At 46.8% G+C, this 21,450-nt stretch carries 25 protein-coding genes and 2 pseudogenes; 26 read left to right on the top strand and 1 reads right to left on the bottom strand.

The genetic code is table 11. The features are described 5' to 3' along the window. The first annotated feature begins 31 nt into the window (after positions 1 to 31). Together QUB35_RS22605 and QUB35_RS22610 are read left to right on the top strand one after the other, a co-directional pair. Complete coding sequence (locus QUB35_RS22605) at positions 32 to 931, top strand: pirin family protein (RefSeq protein WP_333143966.1); 900 nt, start codon at positions 32 to 34, stop codon at positions 929 to 931. Positions 932 to 1,043: 112 nt separating this feature from the next. Next, positions 1,044 to 2,066 (top strand): LLM class flavin-dependent oxidoreductase, encoded by a 1,023-nt coding sequence (locus tag QUB35_RS22610; protein WP_333143967.1) that lies wholly within the window; start codon positions 1,044 to 1,046, stop codon positions 2,064 to 2,066. 98 nt (positions 2,067 to 2,164) lie between these two features. Here the strand turns inward: QUB35_RS22610 and QUB35_RS22615 are convergent, their stop codons facing one another. After that, positions 2,165 to 2,380, bottom strand: a complete 216-nt coding sequence (locus QUB35_RS22615) for a hypothetical protein (protein ID WP_333143968.1) — start codon at positions 2,378 to 2,380, stop codon at positions 2,165 to 2,167. Between the two features lie 123 nt (positions 2,381 to 2,503). On the opposite strand from QUB35_RS22615, the gene QUB35_RS22620 reads away from it, so the two are divergent. The 24 genes and pseudogenes from QUB35_RS22620 to QUB35_RS22730 all read left to right on the top strand — a co-directional run bounded on the left by QUB35_RS22620 (position 2,504) and on the right by QUB35_RS22730 (position 20,646). Continuing rightward, positions 2,504 to 3,472, top strand: a complete 969-nt coding sequence (locus QUB35_RS22620; protein ID WP_333143969.1) for an SDR family NAD(P)-dependent oxidoreductase — start codon at positions 2,504 to 2,506, stop codon at positions 3,470 to 3,472. A 201-nt stretch (positions 3,473 to 3,673) separates the two neighbouring features. Further along, a complete protein-coding gene (locus QUB35_RS22625) occupies positions 3,674 to 4,585 on the top strand; it encodes an alpha/beta hydrolase (RefSeq protein ID WP_333143970.1) in 912 nt (303 codons plus the stop codon). Positions 4,586 to 4,921: 336 nt separating this feature from the next. Further along, on the top strand, positions 4,922 to 5,890 hold the full coding sequence (locus QUB35_RS22630; protein WP_333099880.1) for a zinc-dependent alcohol dehydrogenase family protein: 969 nt from the start codon (positions 4,922 to 4,924) through the stop codon (positions 5,888 to 5,890). 226 nt (positions 5,891 to 6,116) lie between these two features. Next, positions 6,117 to 6,908, top strand: a complete 792-nt coding sequence (locus tag QUB35_RS22635) for a CPBP family intramembrane glutamic endopeptidase (protein ID WP_333143971.1) — start codon at positions 6,117 to 6,119, stop codon at positions 6,906 to 6,908. A 71-nt stretch (positions 6,909 to 6,979) separates the two neighbouring features. Beyond that, a complete protein-coding gene (locus tag QUB35_RS22640) occupies positions 6,980 to 7,807 on the top strand; it encodes an SDR family oxidoreductase (RefSeq protein WP_333143972.1) in 828 nt (275 codons plus the stop codon). A 262-nt stretch (positions 7,808 to 8,069) separates the two neighbouring features. Continuing rightward, positions 8,070 to 9,017, top strand: coding sequence for an NAD(P)/FAD-dependent oxidoreductase (locus QUB35_RS22645; RefSeq protein ID WP_333099877.1), 948 nt, complete (start codon positions 8,070 to 8,072; stop codon positions 9,015 to 9,017). 345 nt (positions 9,018 to 9,362) lie between these two features. After that, positions 9,363 to 9,557, top strand: a complete 195-nt coding sequence (locus tag QUB35_RS22650; RefSeq protein ID WP_333099876.1) for a hypothetical protein — start codon at positions 9,363 to 9,365, stop codon at positions 9,555 to 9,557. A 255-nt stretch (positions 9,558 to 9,812) separates the two neighbouring features. Continuing rightward, positions 9,813 to 10,382: a DUF981 domain-containing protein gene (locus QUB35_RS22655; RefSeq protein WP_333099875.1), complete on the top strand. Its 570-nt coding sequence runs from the start codon at positions 9,813 to 9,815 to the stop codon at positions 10,380 to 10,382. A gap of 50 nt (positions 10,383 to 10,432) precedes the next feature. After that, entirely contained in the window at positions 10,433 to 11,296 is an 864-nt protein-coding gene (locus tag QUB35_RS22660; RefSeq protein ID WP_333099874.1) for a dioxygenase family protein, read from the top strand. Between the two features lie 30 nt (positions 11,297 to 11,326). Continuing rightward, positions 11,327 to 11,800 (top strand): lipocalin-like domain-containing protein, encoded by a 474-nt coding sequence (locus QUB35_RS22665; protein WP_333143973.1) that lies wholly within the window; start codon positions 11,327 to 11,329, stop codon positions 11,798 to 11,800. Between the two features lie 466 nt (positions 11,801 to 12,266). Beyond that, complete coding sequence (locus tag QUB35_RS22670) at positions 12,267 to 13,103, top strand: alpha/beta hydrolase (protein WP_333099872.1); 837 nt, start codon at positions 12,267 to 12,269, stop codon at positions 13,101 to 13,103. A 73-nt stretch (positions 13,104 to 13,176) separates the two neighbouring features. Beyond that, positions 13,177 to 13,545 carry a cupin domain-containing protein gene (locus tag QUB35_RS22675; RefSeq protein WP_333093252.1) on the top strand — a complete coding sequence of 123 codons (369 nt, stop codon included), beginning with the start codon at positions 13,177 to 13,179 and terminating at the stop codon, positions 13,543 to 13,545. Positions 13,546 to 13,886: 341 nt separating this feature from the next. Next, complete coding sequence (locus tag QUB35_RS22680; protein ID WP_333093254.1) at positions 13,887 to 14,612, top strand: alpha/beta fold hydrolase; 726 nt, start codon at positions 13,887 to 13,889, stop codon at positions 14,610 to 14,612. 371 nt (positions 14,613 to 14,983) lie between these two features. Beyond that, a pseudogene (locus QUB35_RS22685) lies at positions 14,984 to 15,271 on the top strand (SgcJ/EcaC family oxidoreductase); the annotation flags it as partial. 198 nt (positions 15,272 to 15,469) lie between these two features. Further along, a complete protein-coding gene (locus QUB35_RS39225) occupies positions 15,470 to 15,898 on the top strand; it encodes an SDR family NAD(P)-dependent oxidoreductase (protein ID WP_445251261.1) in 429 nt (142 codons plus the stop codon). Positions 15,899 to 16,003: 105 nt separating this feature from the next. After that, positions 16,004 to 16,297 carry a hypothetical protein gene (locus QUB35_RS22695; RefSeq protein ID WP_333143974.1) on the top strand — a complete coding sequence of 98 codons (294 nt, stop codon included), beginning with the start codon at positions 16,004 to 16,006 and terminating at the stop codon, positions 16,295 to 16,297. Positions 16,298 to 16,383: 86 nt separating this feature from the next. Beyond that, positions 16,384 to 16,647, top strand: a pseudogene (locus QUB35_RS39230) (TMEM175 family protein). A 37-nt stretch (positions 16,648 to 16,684) separates the two neighbouring features. Then, positions 16,685 to 17,053, top strand: coding sequence for a hypothetical protein (locus tag QUB35_RS22700; RefSeq protein ID WP_333143975.1), 369 nt, complete (start codon positions 16,685 to 16,687; stop codon positions 17,051 to 17,053). A 405-nt stretch (positions 17,054 to 17,458) separates the two neighbouring features. Then, positions 17,459 to 18,052 carry an ester cyclase gene (locus QUB35_RS22705; protein WP_333099869.1) on the top strand — a complete coding sequence of 198 codons (594 nt, stop codon included), beginning with the start codon at positions 17,459 to 17,461 and terminating at the stop codon, positions 18,050 to 18,052. Positions 18,053 to 18,126: 74 nt separating this feature from the next. After that, the gene (locus QUB35_RS22710) at positions 18,127 to 18,231 is read left to right on the top strand and encodes an SDR family oxidoreductase (RefSeq protein WP_242022641.1); all 105 of its coding nucleotides are present in this window, start codon (positions 18,127 to 18,129) and stop codon (positions 18,229 to 18,231) included. Between the two features lie 58 nt (positions 18,232 to 18,289). Continuing rightward, positions 18,290 to 19,234: a zinc-binding dehydrogenase gene (locus tag QUB35_RS22715; protein ID WP_333099867.1), complete on the top strand. Its 945-nt coding sequence runs from the start codon at positions 18,290 to 18,292 to the stop codon at positions 19,232 to 19,234. Between the two features lie 69 nt (positions 19,235 to 19,303). After that, positions 19,304 to 19,681: a hypothetical protein gene (locus QUB35_RS22720; RefSeq protein WP_333143976.1), complete on the top strand. Its 378-nt coding sequence runs from the start codon at positions 19,304 to 19,306 to the stop codon at positions 19,679 to 19,681. A 77-nt stretch (positions 19,682 to 19,758) separates the two neighbouring features. Further along, a complete protein-coding gene (locus QUB35_RS22725) occupies positions 19,759 to 20,160 on the top strand; it encodes a RidA family protein (RefSeq protein WP_333143977.1) in 402 nt (133 codons plus the stop codon). A 108-nt stretch (positions 20,161 to 20,268) separates the two neighbouring features. Further along, positions 20,269 to 20,646: a nuclear transport factor 2 family protein gene (locus QUB35_RS22730; RefSeq protein ID WP_333099864.1), complete on the top strand. Its 378-nt coding sequence runs from the start codon at positions 20,269 to 20,271 to the stop codon at positions 20,644 to 20,646. Positions 20,647 to 21,450: the final 804 nt, after the last annotated feature.

The raw sequence follows: 21,450 nt of genomic DNA on the forward strand, positions 1-21,450 counted from the left end.
ACAGCGTCAACTAAGAATGGATCGTACGAAAATGAGTATTCAGCAATTAATCACGCCTGAAAAGCACAATTTAGGGGGGTTTAGCGTACAGCGCATCTTACCGAGTGAAACCCTAAAAATGGTTGGACCTTTCATCTTCTTTGATCACTTAGGCCCAGCTATTTTTCCGGCTGGAAAAGGCGTCGATGTTAGACCCCATCCACACATCAATTTAGCGACGGTTACCTATTTGTTTGAAGGAAGCCTTCTGCATAGAGATAGTCTAGGTACAGTACAAGAGATTTTTCCGGGCGAGGTGAACTGGATGACAGCGGGCAAAGGTATTGTTCATTCTGAGCGATCGCCCGAGAGCTTTAGAGAGAAAGAATCTACTCTTCACGGCATTCAGACCTGGATTGCCCTCCCCGAAATCGCTGAAGAAGTTGAACCCAGCTTTTCACATTATTCGGCGACTGATTTACCGAGGTGGACTCAAACAGGCACCAGCGCGACCTTGATCGCCGGTAGCTATCAGTCTCACCAATCACCAGTTAAAACCTACTCTGCTACTCTTTACCTAGCGCTCGTTTTCACGGAGGGTAGTCAATTTCAGCTAGCGCCAATAGAAGGTTTAGAAAGGGCAGTTTATAGCGTCACATCCGGCTTATTCGTAAATGGAAAGCCTTTAGAGCCATATCGTCTAGCCGTTTTAGCACCGGATGAATCAGTAAATATCAGTGCGGGGGCTGAGGCAAAAGCAATGATTATCGGCGGGGCACCAGTGGGCGATCGCACAAAGTACTGGAACTTTGTGTCGAGCCGCTCAGCGCGTATCGAGCAGGCAAAACGAGATTGGCAAGACCGCCGCTTCCCGGCGGTTCCCGGTGAAACTGAATTCATTCCGCTCCCTGATAATTCAGATCACGGTAGTAGCGCGCCCCCTCTGAGTTGATGATGGTTAGGCGTTCTTTGCTGAGCGAGAGAACAGCAGCTTAACTCGTACAGCAAGACTTTCTACTATTTCGGATTAGTCTATTTCATTCGCAAAACGCGTGGGAAATGATATGGAAGTTGGAATTGACAGTTTTGCCTCGGTTGGAACGAGTGAAAACGGCGAAACGGCGGATGCCGCGCAGTCCGTCGCCGAACTGCTGGAGAGAATAGAGCAGGCGGATCGTTCCGGCTTGGATATCTTCGGCATCGGCGAGCACCATCGGCATGAATTTTTAGATTCGGCAAACGCCGTTATTCTCGCCGCTGCCGCGGCACGCACCGAGCGCATCCGTCTAACCAGCGCGGTTACGGTGCTGAGCGCGGCTGACCCGGTGCGTGTGTTTCAACAATTCGCCACGCTCGATTTGATTTCAAAAGGTCGCGCCGAAATGGTTGTCGGGCGCGGCTCGTTCACCGAAGCCTTTCCGCTATTTGGATTTAGCCTCGGCGATTACGACGAGATTTTCGCTGAAAAGCTCGAACTCTTGCTCAAAATTCGGGACAACGAAACGGTCGATTGGTCGGGCAAATTTCGCCCCGCGCTGGAAAACCAAGCAATTTATCCGCGTCCGCTGCAAAAGCCGTTTCCCATCTGGATTGGGGTCGGCGGTACGCCGCAATCTTTCCTCCGCGCCGGAATGCTTGGACTGCCGCTCGTGGTTGCCATTATCGGCGGCGAAACGCATCGCTTTCGCTCGCTCGTAGATTTATACCGCGATGCCGGAGCGCGCGCCGGGTACGCGCCCGAAACATTGAAAGTTTCATTGCATTCAATCGGTTATGTCGCCGACACGACTGAACAAGCCGTTGAAGAATTTTTTCCGGGCTACGCCGAAACCTTTACTAAAATTGGCAGAGAGAGAGGCTGGCTGCCTGTTACGCGCGCCGATTTTGACGCGCAGCGCGGCGCAACCGGCGCATTACTGGTCGGCAGTCCCGAAGAAGTGGCGGAGAAAATCCGCCGTCACAGCGAATCGCTCGGCGGCATTTCGAGAGTAACTTTTCAAATGGACAACGCGCAGATGAACCACGCCCAACTGATGCGCTCCATTGAATTGATTGGAATGCAAATGTCGCCACTCTTAAACAATTAAAATATGCGGGCATGGTTCAACTTAAGTTCCGCTAGGGTAACAAGACAGAGAGACGAGCTGGAACACCGCTTGAAGTTCCAAATTCAGTCCTGTTTTTATCATCTTACATGGCATAGTTCGTAACAGGTGAAACGTTGATGATAGATGGTGGGTATGTAGCGCAGTAGTCGATCGGCAGTGCGAAACGTTGCGACCAAGTGGCGATCGACCTGCATCATCCGCTCGATCACTCTCCGTGCCGTTGGTTCCTCAAGGGCATCCCGATAGTAAGCAGCGTTTGATTGAGCAGTAATACATCCAAAGGAGTCCATCATGACGACAACACTTGCAGGCAAAGTTGCACTGGTAACAGGTGGTTCTCGCGGTTTAGGAGCGGCGATCATAGGGTATGCAAAAGCTCAAAACTTTTACACTCACAATTAACGAAAGGAAAAGAAATGGCTGAAAAATTTGGTGCAAAATCGACCGCCGACGAGGTGCTTTCCGGCATTAATCTCAAGGGAAAGCGATTTCTCATTACCGGTGCATCGTCGGGCATTGGGCTTGAAACCGCCCGCTCACTGGTCGCTCACGGCGCTAGCGTCGTCGGCGCGGTCAGGGAGCTTGCTAAAGCTGAGCCAGCCACTGCATCGATTCGTGATGCCGCGTCGCAAGGAGGTGGCTGCCTGGAATTGATCAATCTCGATCTGGCATCCTTGCAAAGTGTTCGCGCCTGCGCGGATAAACTGTTGGCTGACCGTCAGCCGTTCGATTCCATTATCGCTAACGCTGGCGTTATGGCAACTCCATTCGGTCGGACGATCGATGGCTTTGAAGTCCAGTTCGGGACGAACCATCTGGGTCATCTCGCCCTGATCAATCAGAGCGAGCCGTTGCTCGCCGATAATGGACGGCTGGTAGTCCTGTCGTCGCTCGCGCATCGCGGTGCCGATATCGACTTGGACGATCCGAATTTCGAGCAGCAGGTGTACGATCCATGGGTCGCTTATAGTCGGTCGAAAACCGCCAATTCACTGTTCGCTGTGGAGTTTGACAGGCGGCATCGAGATCGCGGCATTCGGGCTGCTTCGGTGATGCCCGGAAACAGTCTGACGGATCTACCCCGCCATTTCTCGCCGGAGGACTTGCAGGGACTTTTGAAGACTGTTGACGCAGCACGCACCGAAGCGGGTCTGCCGCCGAAAGAGTTGAAAGAAATTCCGCAGGCAGCCGCGACGTCGGTCTGGGCAGCAGTCGTGGCGAATAAAGACGAGATCGGTGGGCACTATCTCGAAGATTGTGCGATCGCGCCGATCAATGACACGCCCAACCCGTTTGCCGACGGCGTAAGGTCGTATGCGCTTGACGCTAACAAAGCTAAGCAGCTTTGGGCGAAAAGCGAGGAATTTATCAGCGCTGTATCCTAAAGGTTATCGCGCAAGAATTTGACAAAACACCCTAAGAATCTGAAAGAAACCGAGCCTTGAAATTCCCTACGCTTAAGTTAAATCAAACGAGAATTCGACGCAGCATTCATAGGAGATTTCAATGCCTTATCGCTTCGACTTTTGTCAATAAAATTTAGATGCGTTTACCCTGGGATTTGGAATAGTCAGGAAAAACTATTCATGAGAAAGTTCATTCTTCGGTTAGTTATTATCGTTCTGGTTGTCAGTGGGCTTGTTGGCTCTGGTTGGTTGAATCGTGCAACCCCTGCTTCCACCTGTGACATCGCAACTCGCTCTACAAAAATCGAGAGTGGAACGCTTTCCTATAATCAAGCAGGGACAGGACAACCGATTTTACTGCTGCACGGATTATTTGCCGAGAAAGAGCAGTGGAATGGCATGATGTGCGAGTTGGCTAGAGCAGGCTATCAAGCGATCGCACCCGATCTACCCGGTTATGCCAAGAGTACTGGATTTACCGTGAAAGACTATGCACTAGAGAATCAGGTAGCCCTCTTGCACCAGTTTGTCGAGCAGCTAAAGATTCAATCCCTTGATGTTGCAGGTAGCTCGATGGGGGGCACGATCGCAGCCCTTTACAGCCAGCTTTATCCCAACCAAGTTCGCAGCCTCGCCTTTATCGGTTCACCGCTAGGCGTAACGAATTGGGCAACTAGCGTCAGGAAATCGATTATTGAGGGCATCAATCCCTTTATTCCGATTACCAAAGAGCAGTTCGATCTAGAAATCAGTCTGCTTTTCGTGACGCCTCCTACGATTCCGGATGAGGTCAAAACCGAGAAAGTGAACGATTATGTGAATCGTAATCGAAATTATCAGCAGACTTGGGACATTGTGAATCTTTATGATGATGTGCTTTGTCAGTTGCCTCACAGTCGGGTTCCGACCCTGGCAATTTGGGGTCAGGAAGACAAAATCTATGATATTCGGGATGTCGATCGCTCACATCGCTGTCTTCCAGGGAGTCAAATTATTCAATTACCCAAAGCAGGACATTTGCTGTTGATCGAAAACGCTCAGGAAGCAGCATCGAATTATCTTGGTTTTCTGAAAACAATCAAAAATCGATAGACGAATCAAGCATTCAGCAATTAGGCTTTGGTGTCGAGGAATTGAATCTCAGCCAGTTGTTGGCTAATGACCTGAACATTAGGCTTACAAAAGAAAGGAGATCGCTATGAGAAACAATGGAACGACATGACTATTTAGTTAAGTTGCACATCGCCTTTGGCTGGGAGCGAGAAAACTTTTTTGGTGTGCTACGAGGCTGTGATATCTGCATTTGCTACTAAACGGTAACTACCTTACCAAATCGTGCTGACTTACGAAGTTAGGTAGAACTTACCTACGCTGAATAGTATTGAAATCCCGTCACTGTTTATTCTAAATCAAGGAGAGTTGGCACAGATGGAATCTATGAAAGCAGCCGTATTAACTGCGTTTGGTGATGCTGAGAAGTTTGAGATTCAAACTGTCCCTATACCAGCATTGAAGGCGAATCAGGTGTTAGTCAGAGTTTGTGCAACCTCGATTAACCCGGTCGATTACCAAACTCGTCGTGGTGATTACAAGGAGATAGTTCGATTACCCGCTATCCTTGGAGTCGATGTTTCAGGGGTGATTGAGGCAGTTGGAGAAGCCGTGACTGATTTCAAGGTGGGAGACAACGTGTATTACTCGCCGCAAATTTTTGGAGAATTCGGTAGCTACGCTCAGTATCATGTGGCTGATGCAGCGATTGTTGCATTGAAGCCTGCAAATTTATCGCACATTGAAGCAGCTTCTTTTCCGCTTGCAGGCGGAACGGCTTGGGATTGTCTAGTGACTAGGGGCAATCTACAAGTCGGTGAAACAGTTCTCATCCATGCGGGTTCGGGTGGAGTGGGTTCGATCGCAGTTCAACTCGCCAAAGCGATAGGGGCATACGTTTTTGCGACGTGTAGTTCTAGAAACCGAGATTTCGTGACAGAACTGGGCGCAGATCGGGTGATTGATTACAAAAATGAAGATTACGTAGAAGTCATTCGTCAAGAAACAAATGGACTGGGTGTGGATTTAGTTCTAGATACGATCGGCGGAGAAACAATTCAGCGTAGTCTAGAAATCATTCGTCCCTTTGGTAGGCTTGCAAGCATTGTAGACATTGCAATACCGCAATCGCTTCTTAAAGCATGGGGAAAGAATCTGACAATTCATTTTGTTTTGTCACCCCAGTACCGAGCAAAATTAGAGGCTTTGACAAAACTAATCGAGCGTCAACAGCTTCGCCCAGTGATTGATTCAGTATTGTCTTGGGATCAGGTCGTTCTGGCACACCAGCGTCTAGAGCAGGGAGGAACACGGGGCAAAATTGTACTGAAATTTACAGAAAATTAGACTAGCTTCACGGCGTTGATAATTGCTAAACGGATTGGAGTTCGATTTTTGAAGGTCAATATTGATTGAAACAGGAGAAACAGGATGATACTGCAAGGTAAAGTGGCTAGATTTTAGGAGAAATAGGAATGATACTTCAGAGTAAGGTGGCGTTAGTCACCAGTTGTCATTCTCTATCTTGGCATTGTGTCTACCCAGTATTCTGATGTCTCTAAAGATTAAATCAATGGCAATTTTAAAACAATTTGGGATTCTATTTGTGTTGGGCATTGTGGGCATTGTGATGGTTACGATTACATCGATTCCATTAGTTGAGCAACAGTTGGCGAAACTGTCTCCAGAAATACTGGCAAAAGTCCCGCCACTGTGGGTTTTAATACTCCTACAAGGACTACAGCTTACAGTTCTACTGCCAATCAGCATTCTGATCGGAATTGGCTGTGCCTATCGCGTTGGATTACGCTCACATTTGATTGACTACTGGGTACTTCATACCTCTAAGATTCCATATTCTGTCATTGAGATGAAATGGAGCTTGGGTGTGGGTGCAGCGACAATAATCATTCTCCTGTTGCTCGATCGGTTCATGAAACATGCTCTACCTGAAGCGCTACAGGCATCCAATAACACAGAACCGAATTGGCTGAGTTCACTTACAGCCATGCTTTATGGCGGCATCACTGAGGAAATTCTGATGCGCTGGGGCTTAATGTCGCTGCTTGTTTGGATAGCGTGGAAAGTCTTAAAACAAGGTATTACGTTGCCAAGCCAAGGAATATACCAAGGTGCGATTGTGCTAGTAGCGCTGGTATTTGGGCTTTTACACCTGCCCGCAACTGCCGCGATAGTTCCACTCACTCCGCTTGTGGTTATCCGAGCAATATTACTCAATGGGATAGCTGGCATGGCTTTTGGTTGGCTCTTTTGGCAATACTCACTTGAGGCTGCGATGTTATCCCACGTCAGCTTTCATGCCTTTTCCTTTGCTCTTAGCCTTTTGTTGGCAAGATTTGTCTGAGCTTTCTTCTAAAGCGATTTCACGATCATTTCAAGAGAGAACAACCGGACTTAGATTTTAGGAGAAATAGAATGATACTTCAGGATAAAGTGGCGCTTGTCACTGGCGGAACTTCAGGAATTGGTCGTGAAACAGCGATCGCTTATGCCCAACAACAAGCAAAGGTGGTGGTAGCTGGTCGTCGAATTGATGAAGGTGAAGAAACGGTTCGATTGATTCAGGATGCTGGCGGAGAGGCTATTTTTGTGCAAGCAGATATCACGAAAGAAGCCGATGTTAAAGCAATGGTTGATAAAACGGTTGACGTTTTTGGTCGGTTGGATATTGCCTTTAATAATGCAGGAATGGGCGGCGAAAATCCCTCATTGATTGAGCAAACAGAAGCTGAATATGACCGCACTATGAATGTCAATGTCAAAGGTGTTTGGTTGTCGATGAAATATGAAATTGCTCAGATGTTGAAACAGGGAAGTGGTTCGATCGTCAATATGGCATCTGCGGTTGGAGTCGTTGCACTTCCTAACATACTCCTCTACACCGCGAGTAAACATGCGGTAGTAGGCTTAACAAAAGCTGCTGCGCTCCAATATGCCAAAGCGGGTATTCGCATCAATGCCGTTGCACCAGGGTCAATCCAAACAGATATGTTTGAAGCTGCTACGCTCCAATATGCCAAAGCGGGTATTCGCATCAATGTAGTTGCACCAGGGGCAATCCAAACAGATATGTTTGAAGCAGTTACAGATGAAGCCAAAGCTTACTTGACAGGACTTCACCCGATCGGACGAATTGGAACACCGCTTGAAGTTGCAAATGCAGTTCTGTATTTATCATCTGACCTGGCATCGTTCACAACAGGTGCAACATTGCTGGTAGATGGTGGGTTTGTAGCGCAGTAAGCTGTTCGACATTCAAACTGCACTATTTGTGGGCCACACCCCATACTGTAAGGGGTTGAAGCAATAAATTTAAATGACTAACAGCTTAGTCGAAAGGCAGTGCGAAATGTTTAATACAGCATTTCAAGCGACTCACTAAAGCAACACTGAAATCGGTTCGCTAACTTCATAAGAAACTCCATAAGAATCTGCAAGAAGTTGAGTGTTGGAACTGACTATACTCAAGTGAACTAAGACAAAGAGAACTTAGGAGTTGATGATTATGTCCAAAGTTGTAGAACAGAAAAAGATGATGAACCAAAACAAAGAGATTTACGAGTGCGTCATTGTCGGTGGCGGTTCCGCTGGACTCAGTGCGGCACTGCTTTTAGGCAGAAGTCGCCGTCGAGTGTTAGTCTGCGACAAAGGGAATCCGCGTAACGCTCCCGCACACGAGTCGCACAGCTTTTTCACCCGCGATGGCATCAGTCCGCATGAACTTTTGAACATTGGGCGCGACCAACTCAAACCTTATAAAAGCGTTGAATTTCAAGCGATCGGGGTCAAGGAAATCACCCCATCCGGCAATCAATTTGAAGTAGTGTTTGAGGATGGCACAATAAAAAAAACGCGCAAAATTTTGCTGGCTTTCGGGGTAATGGATGAATTTCCAGCTCTCGAAAACTTTGGTGATTTCTGGGGCAAAAGCGTGTTTCATTGTCCCTATTGCCATGCCTGGGAAGTGCGCGACGAGCCGCTTGCCATTGTTGGAAATGGCGAAACGGGCATCGAAATGGCGGCATTGCTGAAAAATTGGAGTGCTAATTTAGTCCTCTGCACCAACGGCAAAGCCGATCTAACCGCTGATCAAAGGACACTGTTAAAAAACCATAAAATTCTTGTTCGCGAAGAGAAAATCATCCGACTCGAAGGCGATAACGGACAATTGGAAAACATTGTTTTTGAGACAAATGAGAAAATTGCGCGTCGCGGAATACTGATCAGACCAAAGCAAACACTCCGTTCAAACCTAGCTGAAAAGTTAGGCTGTGAGTTGAATGAATTCAATTTAATCAAGACGACCAATGTTTTTAACGAAACTAGCGTCAAAGGCGTTTATGCGGCAGGTGACATCACTTCACCCATGCAAGTGATCGTCGCTGCTGTTTTTCAGGGTAGCGTTGCTGCTAGCGGCTTAAATCACTCTCTGATTATGGAAGATTTCGTCTAAATCAAGGTAATTCAATCTTCATCAGAACAAGCATCGTGGCTGGTCTAGTTTCATAGACCAAGAGAGTAGGGAAAGTCATGCGTGTTAATTACATATCAAGTCTACAGAGCGATCTAATGATGCAATCTTTGTGGTTTTTTGGTTCTTACCTTACCATCCTTGCTGCTCGACGCCGGACATTTCGCGCTGGAGACTCATGCAGAGGAGGTGGCAACGTTGATCCGCGCGTTCCTCGACAGAACGCTCGGTTCCACGCTGCGTCTTGAAGGTGATTGCACAAGAATCTGACAAAACATCCTAAGAATCTGAAAGAAACAGAGCATTAGGAATCATTACACTCAGACTATGAAAACAGCAGATAGGAAGCAAAAACACATTCTCCGCGATAAGGGACATTCAATAAAACTCTATCATATGCCCGGTGCCTGTTCGCTGGCTGATCTCATCGTTCTTGAATGGATTGGTATGCCGCACGAAATCGTCAGGATGAGTCTTGAAAGCATCAAGTCACCAGACTATAGCTGTAGCCAATTAGATTAGGGCACAGACTATAAGTCAAGATAGTCGCCGTAAAACGGCGTTGCTGATTCAGGGTATGAATTAACTTTTCGCTTGATGTTAGAAAACTCATCATAGTTGGTTTATAGCAATTGGGAAATCTTGAATTCATACCTGTATTCAATAACGCCAGAGTATTTCGGAAGCCAAAACTGGTACACAAAGCAATGCGACAGGCATTGCATACTTCAGTTTTTGTCTAAGTCTTAACAAAACCGAACATTTGCAGGAGGTCTAATGTTTATCGATTACCTTACACTCATGCTGATTAATCTATCAGCTGGACTCGCTCTGTTAGCTGCCTATGTGTATTTTGGTCTTGGTACTTCAAATCAGAAACGCTGGATTCCTGGTTTTGGTGTAGTCGGCGCGATCGCTTTAGTCACTGGCTTACACATGACTTTTACCTGGCCCATTATTGGTAGTTTCAATGTTGCCTTTGGTGAAACAACTGTTCTGTTTGGCATTTTGTTTCTAGGAACTTCCCTAGCTCTGGCAATGGGTTGGGAATTATTTACCCTGGGCATTTATGGATTCTTTGCAGGACTGGTATCGCTTCTAATTGGCTTTCGCATCATAAACCTGGGAATAACACAACTTCCTTTGCTGTCAGGAATTGGGTTCATTCTCGTTGGCTTAGGAGGAATTTTTTCCGTACCAACCCTCTCTCTCAAATCAACCCGGCTCTTGCGAACTATTGGAGCAATTGTGTTAAGTGTGGCAGCTCTCATCTTTGCTTATATCGGATTGACTGCCTACTGGGCGCATCTTGCGGACTTTTCGAAGTGGACACCACTGCTAAGATAGTCGCCGTAAAACAACCATCATTAATCACGTAACTAAAAAGGAGTTTGATCGTGCAGAAAATCACACTTGACACTATCACTGAAGCCGTCATTAATCATGGCGATCGCGGCAAATCTCACCCACGACTCTATGAAATTTACACGAGCTTGGTTCAACATTTGCATGACTTTGTGCGTGAGGTGAATCTGACTGAATCAGAATTGCAGCAGGGACGTAATTTTCTCAACCAGGCAAGTCATCACACTCAGGAGATTCCCTCTGGAGAGATCCATTTGTTGACGGATCTACTGGGAATTTCAGAGTTGGTAGAATTGCTGAACGATGCTCATCGCGGTACAGAAAGCAATTTAGAAGGACCCTTGTATGTGCCGAATGCACCAGAACGGCAGATGGGCGATCGCTTGGGTATTGATACAGAAGGAGATTCGCTTTTCCTGTCAGGCAGGGTTTTAGATTTGAACGGTCAACCGATCGCCAATGCTCTGATTGATGTTTGGCAACCCAGTTCCCAAGGATTTTATGACATCCAAGAGCCATCTCAGCCGTTGGGGAACTTTCGGGGACGTTTCAAAACGAACAAGAGTGGAACGTATAGGTTTGAAACCGTGGTGCCACTAGGTTACAAAGTGCCAAGCAGTGGTCCATGTGGCGAGGTGCTGCGACTCTTGGGACGGCATCCTTGGCGCGGGGCTCACATCCATTTCAAACTCAATGCTCCGGAGTACACTCCACTGACAACACAAACTTTTATTGCTGGCGATCCTCACCTGGATTCAGATACAACCTTTGCAGTGCGATCGGCGATCGTTCAATTGCAAAAGCACGAAGCACTAGACGAACTCAAGGCACACAATCAAAGTAAACCGTTTTACACGACTGAGTTTGATTTTGTGTTGAAACCCGCTACTCTCTAGCGGAGAATCATCAAGCAATGGTTGCACATTATGTCTACACCATCAATCCAGAACAATCTGCTAATTGGCATTTGGAAGTTAATTTCTGCAACTGCCATTTACGCTGATGGAACGGTGACTCCAGACGTGTATGGAACTCATCCGGTTGGCTACATCACTTACACATCAGATGGTCACATGATGGTGATGTTTTCTAGGAGCGATCGCTCACCGCTGAGTCAGGAGGTCAGATCACCGCTGACTCCCCAGATGCAATCTTTACCCGTGGAAGAGCTTGCTCAAGCATTTACAACATTCAATGCTTACGCTGGAACTTATACGTTGAGTGGCAACACAGTAACTCACCAGATCAAAATTGCATCAATTCCTAATCGCGTTGGTACAACGTTAGTTCGCACCTTTACTCTTAATGAGAGCCGACTAACGCTCGTGACGCCGCCAGCCTTGAGTGATGGTGTTGAAGCGGTTTTTGAGCTGCTGTGGGAACGCATTATAGCAAGGTGAGTTCATTGTCGATAACGAAGTAGAGCAAGTACCATCACTTTTCACTCACTGAAAACGTCGCTATCCTCGGTTATCTCGACGGACGAAACTGGCTCACTGGCGAATGATCGATTGCCGCTCCCTACCTGTTCGTCATTCTGCGTTGGGCGAGCAACACTCAGGTCGGACTACAAGGCTTTGAGAACCTGTCACGATTTGTAGACCGCATGAATCTCGATGCTGGTGTGCGTGCCGCGCTGGCTACCGAAGCAGAATCAAAGCCATCTTAGAGGCGGCAAACGCGGCGATCGCGCTCAGGCAACAATGAAGGATTCTTGTCGTTCTGAAGTGACGGTAGGCAATGGATGCTTGCCCCATCTTGAAGTCTGCTTAACACAGCATTGTTAAAACGGTGATCGATCGCTGCATAACAATTGTGATGCAACAGACAAAAACACATCATCAATTTACAACGGAGAAACCTCTCATGCCTTACATTACCGTTGGTCAAGAAAACTCTGCAACCATCGATCTCTACTACGAAGATCTTGGGACAGGACAACCGATTGTACTGATTCATGGATTTCCATTGAACGGACATTCCTGGGAGAAGCAGGTTTTAGTTTTACTGAATGCAGGATATCGAGTAATTACCTACGATCGCCGAGGATTCGGTGCTTCCAGCCAACCCTCGTTTGGTTATGACTACGATACCTTCGCCGCCGATTTGAACACACTGATGACCAAGCTTGACTTGCAAAATACCGTGCTGGTCGGTTTCTCAATGGGAACAGGTGAAGTCACACGTTATCTTGGCAAATACGGCTCAGAGCGGGTGCAGAAAGCCGTGCTGATGGCTCCCGTTCCACCGTTTCTGCTAAAGACAGACGACAATCCAGAGGGTGTTGATCAAAGCGTTTTCGATGGCATTATGAAAGCGATTATTGACGATCGTCCAGCTTATTTCTCTGCCTTTTTCAAAGAGTTCTTCAATGTTGATGTATTGCTTGGCAATCGCATCAGCAATGAAGCGATTCAAGCCAGTTGGAATGTAGCAGCAGGGGCTTCTGCTAAAGGGACTTTGGATTGTGTACCTTCCTGGCTCACCGATTTCCGCGATGATCTGCCCCGCATTGATGTGCCGACTCTGATTATTCATGGAGATAGCGATCGCATTCTGCCACTGGAGTCCACCGCAGCAAGACTTCCAAAACTGATTAAAAACAGTCAACTGGTTGTCATTCCTGGTGGACCACACGCGATCAACTGGACTCACGCTGATCAGGTCAATCCCGTGTTGCTGGACTTTCTTCAGCAGAAATAATCAGTGACCCTTTCTCCTCCGAAATTCACAGATCCTGAACTTGATCCGATTGTGTAATTGCAAGCCTAAACTTATGCTGATCCAAAAACTAAACGACTGTGAAGAAATTATCGCTGGAGATGGAACTGTTCTGCGCGAACTGCTTCATCCTGACAAACAAGATATCAACTTGCGTTACAGTTTGGCACATGCGATCTTGCCTGTTGGCGAAACTTCGATTCCCCATTCTCTAAAGACTTCTGAGGTTTATTACATCATTAGCGGTGTTGGCGAAATGTCGATCGACAGTGAAGTTCGTCGCATTGAACCAGGCGATACGGTTTACATTCCTCCAAATGCAATCCAGTTCCTTCACAACTACGGCGACGAACCCATTGTTTTCGTTTGTCTAGTTGATCCAGCTTGGCGCAAAGAAGACGAAACGATTTATGCACCAGTCTGATTCATGTAAATCTCACTGCTAGGGATGATTGCTCACGATCTTAGGAAACCCAGCCATCGTTTTCAGTCAATGTTCATTGAAACTCTCTAGGAGCCATCATGAGTACTGCTGTAGTGAATAGCACGTCCCATGTTGTGATGGTTGCCCATGCAGACGCTGTTGCCAAACTCATCGATTGTGCTGCAACCGCGCTATAGACGAGGCATAAACGCATCCGGCTACATCACTGGACAATCCTTAGTGATCGATGGCGGATACACAGCGAACTGACCCATTTCAAGAGAGAACAAGAGAGAAAAGACGAGCTTGATTTTCGGATCACATTTACAAGGAGGGATTCTATGTCAACTTTTGTCTTAGTTCATGGCTCCTGGCATGATGGTTCTGCTTGGCAGGCAGTCATTGATCAACTAGAAGCAAAGGGACATCATGCTTTTGCGCCCACGATCGCTGGGCATGGCAAAGGCGTGAACAAAAACGTCAACCATGCTCAATGCACGCAATCGGTCGTCGATTACATTGTGAGTAAAGACTTAAACGATATCGTTCTAGTCGGACATAGTTTCGGTGGGACAATTATTGCCAAAGTTGCTGAAGCAATCAGCGATCGCATTCGACGACTCATCTTCTTCAATGCCTTTGTCCTCAATGATGGTGAAAGCATCAACGATAACACCCCACCGCACTCTCAAGCGTTATCCGATCAGCTAGCGAGACAATCGGGCGATCATACGGTGATGCTACCTTTTGAGATTTGGCGAGAAGCGTTTATCAACGACGCTGACCTCGAACTGGCTCGATCGAGTTACGCACAATTATCGCCTGAACCGTATCAACCGTGGCTTGACAAGTTAGACCTAAAGCAGTTTTACTCGCTGCCCATCCCCAAAAGCTACCTTTACTGTACCGAAGACAACGTCCTTCCTCAAGGCGATTGGGGTTGGCATCCCAGAATGTCTACCCGCTTGGGGCTATTTCGGTTCGTGCAAATGTCCGGTAGTCATGAGGTGATGTTTTCCAACCCGGTCGGCTTGGCAGAAAAGATGATTGCGGCAGGACGTGACTAGCTGATGGTTGAGATGAACAACAGACAATCGCTTATCCCCGAAACAAGGGCGCTAACCGATCAGAATTTGACCAATCATCGTAGGAATCTGAAAGCAATCAAGCATTGGTACTGTCTATACTTCAGATCAAACAAACGGAATTAGCCGGCAACGCTTGCTGCTCCAGTAAGTTCATAGCGATCGAACGCAGCAGTGCATCTTCGTGCTGTTGTGTTCCTAAACTGCCAAAACAATTAGATAAGAAATCCCAAAACGAGGCGCTTATGAATTCACAAACAATTCAAAATCAACTCACCAGTCCTACTGACGAGTCCGCAATCCGTGCTTTCCATCACCAGATGATTGATGCTTAGAATCGAGGCAGCGGTGAAGACTTCGCTGCTCCGTTCAGCGAAACTGCCGATTTCATCGCGTTCGAGGGAACCCATCTCAAGGGTCGAAAAGCGATCGCTGCGTTTAATCAGCAAGCTTTCGACACGGTTGTCAAAGAAACACGCCTAGAGGGTGACGTGAATTTCGTCCACTTGCTGAATCCTCAACTTGCTCTCATGAATGGAGTTGTCAGGGTAATGCTGCCCGGACAACCCAAAACTTCACCGTCACGAGATTCGATGCAGCTATTCGTCGTGATGAAACGTGATGAAGATTGGCGGATTTAAGGGCTACTCAATGCCCGGAAGTTGACGCTAGAACGGCAATTCTTCTTGGACGAGTTTGACTCGCTGAGTGAAGAGGCTCAACGTCAAGTAACCGATTTCATTATAGATATCAAGCAGCGTCATCAAGCAAATCAATCTTGAGTTTTTAATAACGATCGCAACTTACAGCAAACTCGATTGTGCCTTTAACATTGTGCCATTAACAATACAGGAATTGATTTTCCTCCTGACAAACTACTGCACCAAAAATTGATCGAGGACTTTGACAAGCTGATGTCAACGAATGCAAGAGGACTGTTCTTGTCCATGAAATATGAAATTCAACAAATGTTTAACCAAGGATCAGGTGAGATCGTGAACAATTCGTCAACCGTTGATTCTCAAGAAGGATGTATGAACACAGCAAAACTCACCTCTTCAAATGTCATTACACCAACAAAACTCTCCCATCGAGAGCATGAAGTTTTGAAGCTAATGGTTGCAGGACATAGCAATCCTGAAATCGCCACAATACTCTACCTCGGTCAGAGTACAGTCAAGACTCACGTCCATGGAATCTTGAATAAGTTGGGTGTCAATCATCGGGTGCAGGCAGCGGTTGTTGCATTGCAAATAGGATTAGTTTGATTTCGTCGGAAACTGGGTTGAAATCGTAGGGGTGAAAACAATGCAAACTTTACTCATCAAAATCAATAGGAACATTACACAACCACAAACCACAGGAGTTTTCTAATGAACCGAAAGATTCTTTCAACTACAATCATAACCGCAATCACAATCACAATAACAATTCTATCCGCCGTACTGTTACCGTTCAATTCTCCATCCTTCGCTCAAGTCAGTCCACAAGTGATTCCCAGAATCGAAGTGATCGAAGATTCCGAGGGAATTCCACCCAGCTACCGTTTAGTCATTAGCCGAACTCAGGACGATGTTTATGTCTTCTGTCCCACTAACTTCGAGCCAGAGTTGAACTATCTGCGAAATGTGAAGGGGATTAAATGTAAACCGTTTACCAGTCCTTAGAAGTAAACCAGTACGGAGTACCGGACAACCATTTTTACAAACGGCCGTTATACAACGCGGTAAGCAAACAAGGAGCATATCCAAAAATGGTTAAAGGTAGGTTAGAGGCATTCAGTGATGGGGTAATTGCTATTATTATCACCATTATGGTACTGGAGTTAAAAACACCTCATAAGTCAGATTGAGCTGCACTACGTCCGTTGATTCGAACCTTTCTAAGCTAGGTGTTGAGTTTCGTGCATGTTGGTATTTACTGGAACAATCACCATCACCTGTTTCAGGTAGTCCGACAAGTGAATGGTTCAACTTTGTGGGCAAACCTACATTTGTTGTTCTGGTTATCATTATAGCGGTTCTCAGATTAATGAGGTATACAGAAACCCTGTAGTGTCAAGCTTTCCAGGCAAAAAATCGTACCTCACCTTTTTGAAAAAGGCTATATTTCCCTTTGTCACCGCATGGATGGGTGAAAATCACTTTGCTGCGCTGCCTGTGGCGCTTTATGGTGTGGTTCTCTTGTTGGCTGCGATCGCCTACTTCACTCTGACCCGCACACTTGTTTTTCACCACGGTCAAGATTCCACACTTGCAAACGCTCTTGGTCGGAACTTTAAAGGCAAGTTATCGGTATTGATTTATGCAGTTACAATTCCACTTGCTTTTGCAATCCCTTGGCTTGCATGTGCATTATACGTTCGGGTTGCAGTTCTGTGGCTCATTCCCGATCGTCGTATTGAAAAGGCGTTGAACTCATAAAGTTCCATGTTCGGAATGCTTGTTTGTGAAATTAGATGCATCGAGTGAGGCGGATGTCCGGGAATTGCTGCAGAAAGCGATCGCGACCTATGGCAGACTCGTTGGTGGAGTCACAGTGCGCTAAAAGGAAAAATCATCATGTTCAGAGTTTTAGCAACTACAGAAATGCAAGAGGAAATTTAAGTGACAAAAAAGGTGAATCGGCAATGGTATCTTGCTACGCGACCTGTAGGTTCAATCACAGAATCGAACTATGAATAGAAACAGCTCTTTGACGGTACGAATCAGGGCAAACTCATCATTAATGTTTTAGAAGAGTAGGGACTAAGAAAACCATAAGAATCTGAAAGAAGTTAAGCATTGGAATCAATACAGTTGAGATAGAACGAACTAGGAGAATCTAACATGGTCAAAGAGCAAATTGTAGATAAACAAGCAAATGTACAGGCAACCCCCAACCTGACACTTGCTCAGGAAGCTTTACAAGCGGTCTGGGAAGAGCATATCGGGCACGAGTTTGGTACTCACAGCACTAAAGATGCTCTCGCTACAATGGTTGAGTACGCTTACGTGAATCACATTCCAGTAATGACTGGGGGAGTAGGGAAGCCGGCGCTGCGTGAGTTTTATTCCAAGTACTTCATTCCACAGATGCCGCCGGACATAGAGTTGGCTCCGGTCTCACGCACAATCGGAACCAATCAACTCGTCGATGAAATGCTAGTTAAGTTCACTCATACCATCCAGATGGACTGGATGCTACCTGGCATTGCTCCGACAGGGAAACGGATTGAAGTGGCAGTAGTAGCGATTGTCCAGTTCCGTGATGGCAAGTTAGCCCATGAACACCTCTACTGGGATCAGGCGAGTGTATTGGTTCAACTCGGCATACTTGATCCGGTTACACTGCCCGTTGTAGGGGTTGACAGTGCGCGCAAGGTACTTGATCCGAGCTTGCCCTCAAACGCACTGATCGATCGTGCAAGCGACCGCGACTAAAGGTTAGAACAAGCTTTCCATCAATGCTTAAACCTGCGATCGCAGGTCTAAATGTTTCTCAGCGATTGACTGGAATGACATTGAAACAGGTTTGCGAGGTTGTGTTTCTTTGCTCTGATGCTGCCAGCTACATCACTGGGCAACCCTTAGTGATCGATGGTGGATATACAGCAAGTTGATTGAAACAGTTCTATCTATAACATGAAACTATAGCCCTTTACACACAAGGATATGGCGATGCGTAGACTCGTGAGTTCACCAAACGCCGTTGGCAACCTCACCTTTCAAAACACTGAAGTTCCTACTCCGAAGGTTAACGAGTGCTTGATTCGCGTCAAGGCATTTTCGATGAATCGGGGCGAACTCAAGCGATCGCAAAACGATCCACTGGGCACTCCAATTGGCTGGGATGTCGTTGGCGTTGTTGAACAAACAGCACAGGACGGCAGTGGTCCACCCACAGGGACAAAAATTGTTGCCCTCTCTATCCGCTCGGAGGGCTGGGCAGAATATGTAGCAATTTCGACTCGCTGTCTGGCTATCATTCCCCAGGGCGTATCACATACCGATGCCGCCACACTGCCCGTCGCGGGGTTAACAGCACTGTATGCAGTGGAAAAGGGATCTCGTTTACTAGGAAGTCGGGTGCTGATCACAGGGGCAACAGGGGGAGTGGGACTCTTCGCCATGCAGCTTGCTCGGATGATGGGAGCCAGCGTCGTTGCCCAAATTCGTCAGCCAGCGCAAGAAGCATTTGTGGGAGATTACGGCGCGGATGAAGTGGTGGTGACCGAGACCGGGCAAGAAGCCAAGCAGTTCGCGCCTTATCGACTGATTGTCGATGGAGTAGGAGGTGAATTGGTCGGGAAGCTAACTGCGTTTTTGGCTCAAGGAGGCACCTGCGTTTGTTATGGCAGTAGCAGCGGCAACGAGATGAAGCTGTCCCTGGCAGACTTCTATTCCGAGAATGGAGGACAGCGCACGCTTTACGGGTTCACGCTGTACACCGAAGTAGAGATGGAAATCGCTAGTTCTGGGCTGGCTCGTCTGCTGAGGTTAGTTGAGCAGGGGCGGCTCAAAACGCATATTGATCGAGCAGTTTCGTGGCGTGAAGCAGACGTAACGTCGGCTGATTTGATCGGGCGAAGATTTTCAGGTAAGGCTGTGCTGCATGTGGACTAATTGTTGTTCATCGGCTGAGTCATGTCAGCCACCTCGGAATAGATTATCGCTGAGCTTTATTTACAAAGAATGAAACAATTTACCTTGTTTACTTTCCTGTATCTGGCACTGGGAGTTTGTCTAACGGCGATCGCCCTTGGATACCCAAACCTGCCTTCGGGTCTTCAAATAAGCCTGTTCATCAGTGCAGGAGCGTCCTACCTCGTTTGTCTCTTCAGTACCTTGCCATTTTGGCGGGAGATGACAATCCGTTTCTATCGCAGGCGGAATTCAGCGGTCATTCTACCCTGGTTGGTGATTGGATTCAATCTTGTTTGGATGATCTGGGAAGTTCAGAGTCAGAACTGGGCAATGGAAGCCATTTTACAAGCGTTTTCGCGGCTAATAGTTGTCTTACTTTTTGCAGAAATCATTGTGATTACACAGCAAGTGAATTCTGAACATTAGGGTCTAAATCGGATGATGCCGAAACAAACTCGTTTCAGCAACGCGAGATAGAGCAAATATACTACACAAGGAACGCCATGAATAAGCCCGAGTTTTTTGTCACCCCCGGGTATGGGGAATACATGTTGAATGAATTGCATTACTCCCAAGCGGTAAAAATTGGCGATCGCGTGGAGATCTCAGGTCAAGGTGGCTGGGATGACAATCTGCAAATTCCCGAATCGCTCGCGGACGAGATCGCTCAAGCGTTTCGGAACATAGAGCGAACCTTGGCAACTGCCGGGGCGGGCTGGGAGCATGTTGTCCATGTCAATTCTTACCATGTTGGTGGGTTGCCCCCAGAAGTTAATGAGGTGATGGTCAAGCTGTTTCGTCATTACATGCCCAACCATGCCCCAATTTGGACACAGGTAGGAGTCGCGGCTCTTGGGCTGCCAACGATGCGGATTGAAATCCGTGTTACTGCAATTGTTCCGTGAATTTTGCACAAGCGGCAACGGGGTGATTCGGCGGCTAAGAAGGACGCACCGATCGGGAAACCGCTCTCGCTCCGTTAAAGCATCTACTTGAACAGAGGAGAAATTCAGATGTCAGACAAAAATAAAGCAATCTTAGAAGCGGCAAACGCGGCGATCGCTCAGGGCAATTATGAAGAATTTTTGTCGTTCTGCACCGACGACACGCAATGGACATTGGTAGGCGACAAGACCCTTCAAGGGAAGGAAGCCGTTCGCCAATGGATGGCAACGGAGTATGTGGAACCGCCTTTGAATATCGTTGCGAACTTGATCGCTGAGGGGGATTTCGTCACGGCACTCGGCGACCTCACAATCAAGGACGAAGAGGGGAAGACGGCTCATTACTCGTACTGCGATGTCTGGTGCTTTCGCGGCGGCAAGATGGTCGAATTAAAGGCTTTCGTGATCAAAACCAAGGTCAAGGATGAAAGCAGCAACGCGGCATAAAAGGAATCGATTATCATGAAAATTTTTTCTCATCACCTGCGAGAACGAAACTTGAAACCCACATTCCGCACCCTCAACTGGCACACACAGTTGGGGTGCTAATGGAGAGTAGATCGGTTTGTTAAACTTGAGTATAAATACTCAGAAAGCCGTGTCATGATCGCGGATGCGGGTCAATTCTGAAAAATACCCCTCTTCTGTCACTCTGGGAAAATAAAAGTGAGAGCCAAATTTTAACTGTAGATAGAGCGGGGATTTGAGCGTTTATTTTCTAACAGAATGGCCCAAATCAAGATTTTTGATAAAAGTCTTATGCTCTAAGCATCCCGGATTATTTTATGCCGAAAGTGACAGAAGAGGGATACAGCAGATTCCAGGCAAATAAAGTACACCTTAATCCCAAGCACTTACCAAACTGGTTGACAAACCCTTGCAACCGTACTCCATAAACCTGGAAATTGCTGTATCCCTCTTCTGTCACTCTGGGAAATTAAAAATGAGACCAAAATTTTCAACTGTAGATATATCAAGGATTTGAGCATTTATTTTCTAACAGAATGGCCCAAATCAAGGTTTTTGGTAAAAGTCTTATGCTATAACCATCCCAGATTATTTGCTGCCGAAAGTGACAAAAGAGGGGTATCCCTCTTTTGTCACTCTGGGAAATTAAAAATGAGAACCAAATTTTCAACTGTAGGTTTATCAAGGATTTGAGCATTTATTTTCCAACAGAATGGCCCAAATCAAGGTTTTTGGTAAAAGTCTTATGCTATAACCATCCCAGATTATTTGCTGCCGAAAGTG

This window comes from Microcoleus sp. B13-B6 (genome assembly GCF_036705405.1).
GTDB lineage: Bacteria > Cyanobacteriota > Cyanobacteriia > Cyanobacteriales > Microcoleaceae > Microcoleus.

Coding starts and splice junctions, on each gene's coding strand:
- QUB35_RS22620 (WP_333143969.1), top strand. CDS start 2,504: ATGGCTGAAAAATTTGGTGCAAAATCGACCGCCGACGAGGTGCTTTCC.
- QUB35_RS22605 (WP_333143966.1), top strand. CDS start 32: ATGAGTATTCAGCAATTAATCACGCCTGAAAAGCACAATTTAGGGGGG.
- QUB35_RS22720 (WP_333143976.1), top strand. CDS start 19,304: ATGAAACAATTTACCTTGTTTACTTTCCTGTATCTGGCACTGGGAGTT.
- QUB35_RS22655 (WP_333099875.1), top strand. CDS start 9,813: ATGTTTATCGATTACCTTACACTCATGCTGATTAATCTATCAGCTGGA.
- QUB35_RS22635 (WP_333143971.1), top strand. CDS start 6,117: ATGGCAATTTTAAAACAATTTGGGATTCTATTTGTGTTGGGCATTGTG.
- QUB35_RS22725 (WP_333143977.1), top strand. CDS start 19,759: ATGAATAAGCCCGAGTTTTTTGTCACCCCCGGGTATGGGGAATACATG.
- QUB35_RS22680 (WP_333093254.1), top strand. CDS start 13,887: ATGTCAACTTTTGTCTTAGTTCATGGCTCCTGGCATGATGGTTCTGCT.
- QUB35_RS22625 (WP_333143970.1), top strand. CDS start 3,674: ATGAGAAAGTTCATTCTTCGGTTAGTTATTATCGTTCTGGTTGTCAGT.
- QUB35_RS22615 (WP_333143968.1), bottom strand. CDS start 2,380: ATGATGGACTCCTTTGGATGTATTACTGCTCAATCAAACGCTGCTTAC.
- QUB35_RS22675 (WP_333093252.1), top strand. CDS start 13,177: ATGCTGATCCAAAAACTAAACGACTGTGAAGAAATTATCGCTGGAGAT.
- QUB35_RS22650 (WP_333099876.1), top strand. CDS start 9,363: ATGAAAACAGCAGATAGGAAGCAAAAACACATTCTCCGCGATAAGGGA.
- QUB35_RS22610 (WP_333143967.1), top strand. CDS start 1,044: ATGGAAGTTGGAATTGACAGTTTTGCCTCGGTTGGAACGAGTGAAAAC.
- QUB35_RS22645 (WP_333099877.1), top strand. CDS start 8,070: ATGTCCAAAGTTGTAGAACAGAAAAAGATGATGAACCAAAACAAAGAG.
- QUB35_RS22665 (WP_333143973.1), top strand. CDS start 11,327: ATGTCTACACCATCAATCCAGAACAATCTGCTAATTGGCATTTGGAAG.
- QUB35_RS22710 (WP_242022641.1), top strand. CDS start 18,127: ATGACATTGAAACAGGTTTGCGAGGTTGTGTTTCTTTGCTCTGATGCT.
- QUB35_RS22730 (WP_333099864.1), top strand. CDS start 20,269: ATGTCAGACAAAAATAAAGCAATCTTAGAAGCGGCAAACGCGGCGATC.
- QUB35_RS22670 (WP_333099872.1), top strand. CDS start 12,267: ATGCCTTACATTACCGTTGGTCAAGAAAACTCTGCAACCATCGATCTC.
- QUB35_RS22705 (WP_333099869.1), top strand. CDS start 17,459: ATGGTCAAAGAGCAAATTGTAGATAAACAAGCAAATGTACAGGCAACC.
- QUB35_RS22640 (WP_333143972.1), top strand. CDS start 6,980: ATGATACTTCAGGATAAAGTGGCGCTTGTCACTGGCGGAACTTCAGGA.
- QUB35_RS22630 (WP_333099880.1), top strand. CDS start 4,922: ATGGAATCTATGAAAGCAGCCGTATTAACTGCGTTTGGTGATGCTGAG.
- QUB35_RS22715 (WP_333099867.1), top strand. CDS start 18,290: ATGCGTAGACTCGTGAGTTCACCAAACGCCGTTGGCAACCTCACCTTT.
- QUB35_RS22695 (WP_333143974.1), top strand. CDS start 16,004: ATGAACCGAAAGATTCTTTCAACTACAATCATAACCGCAATCACAATC.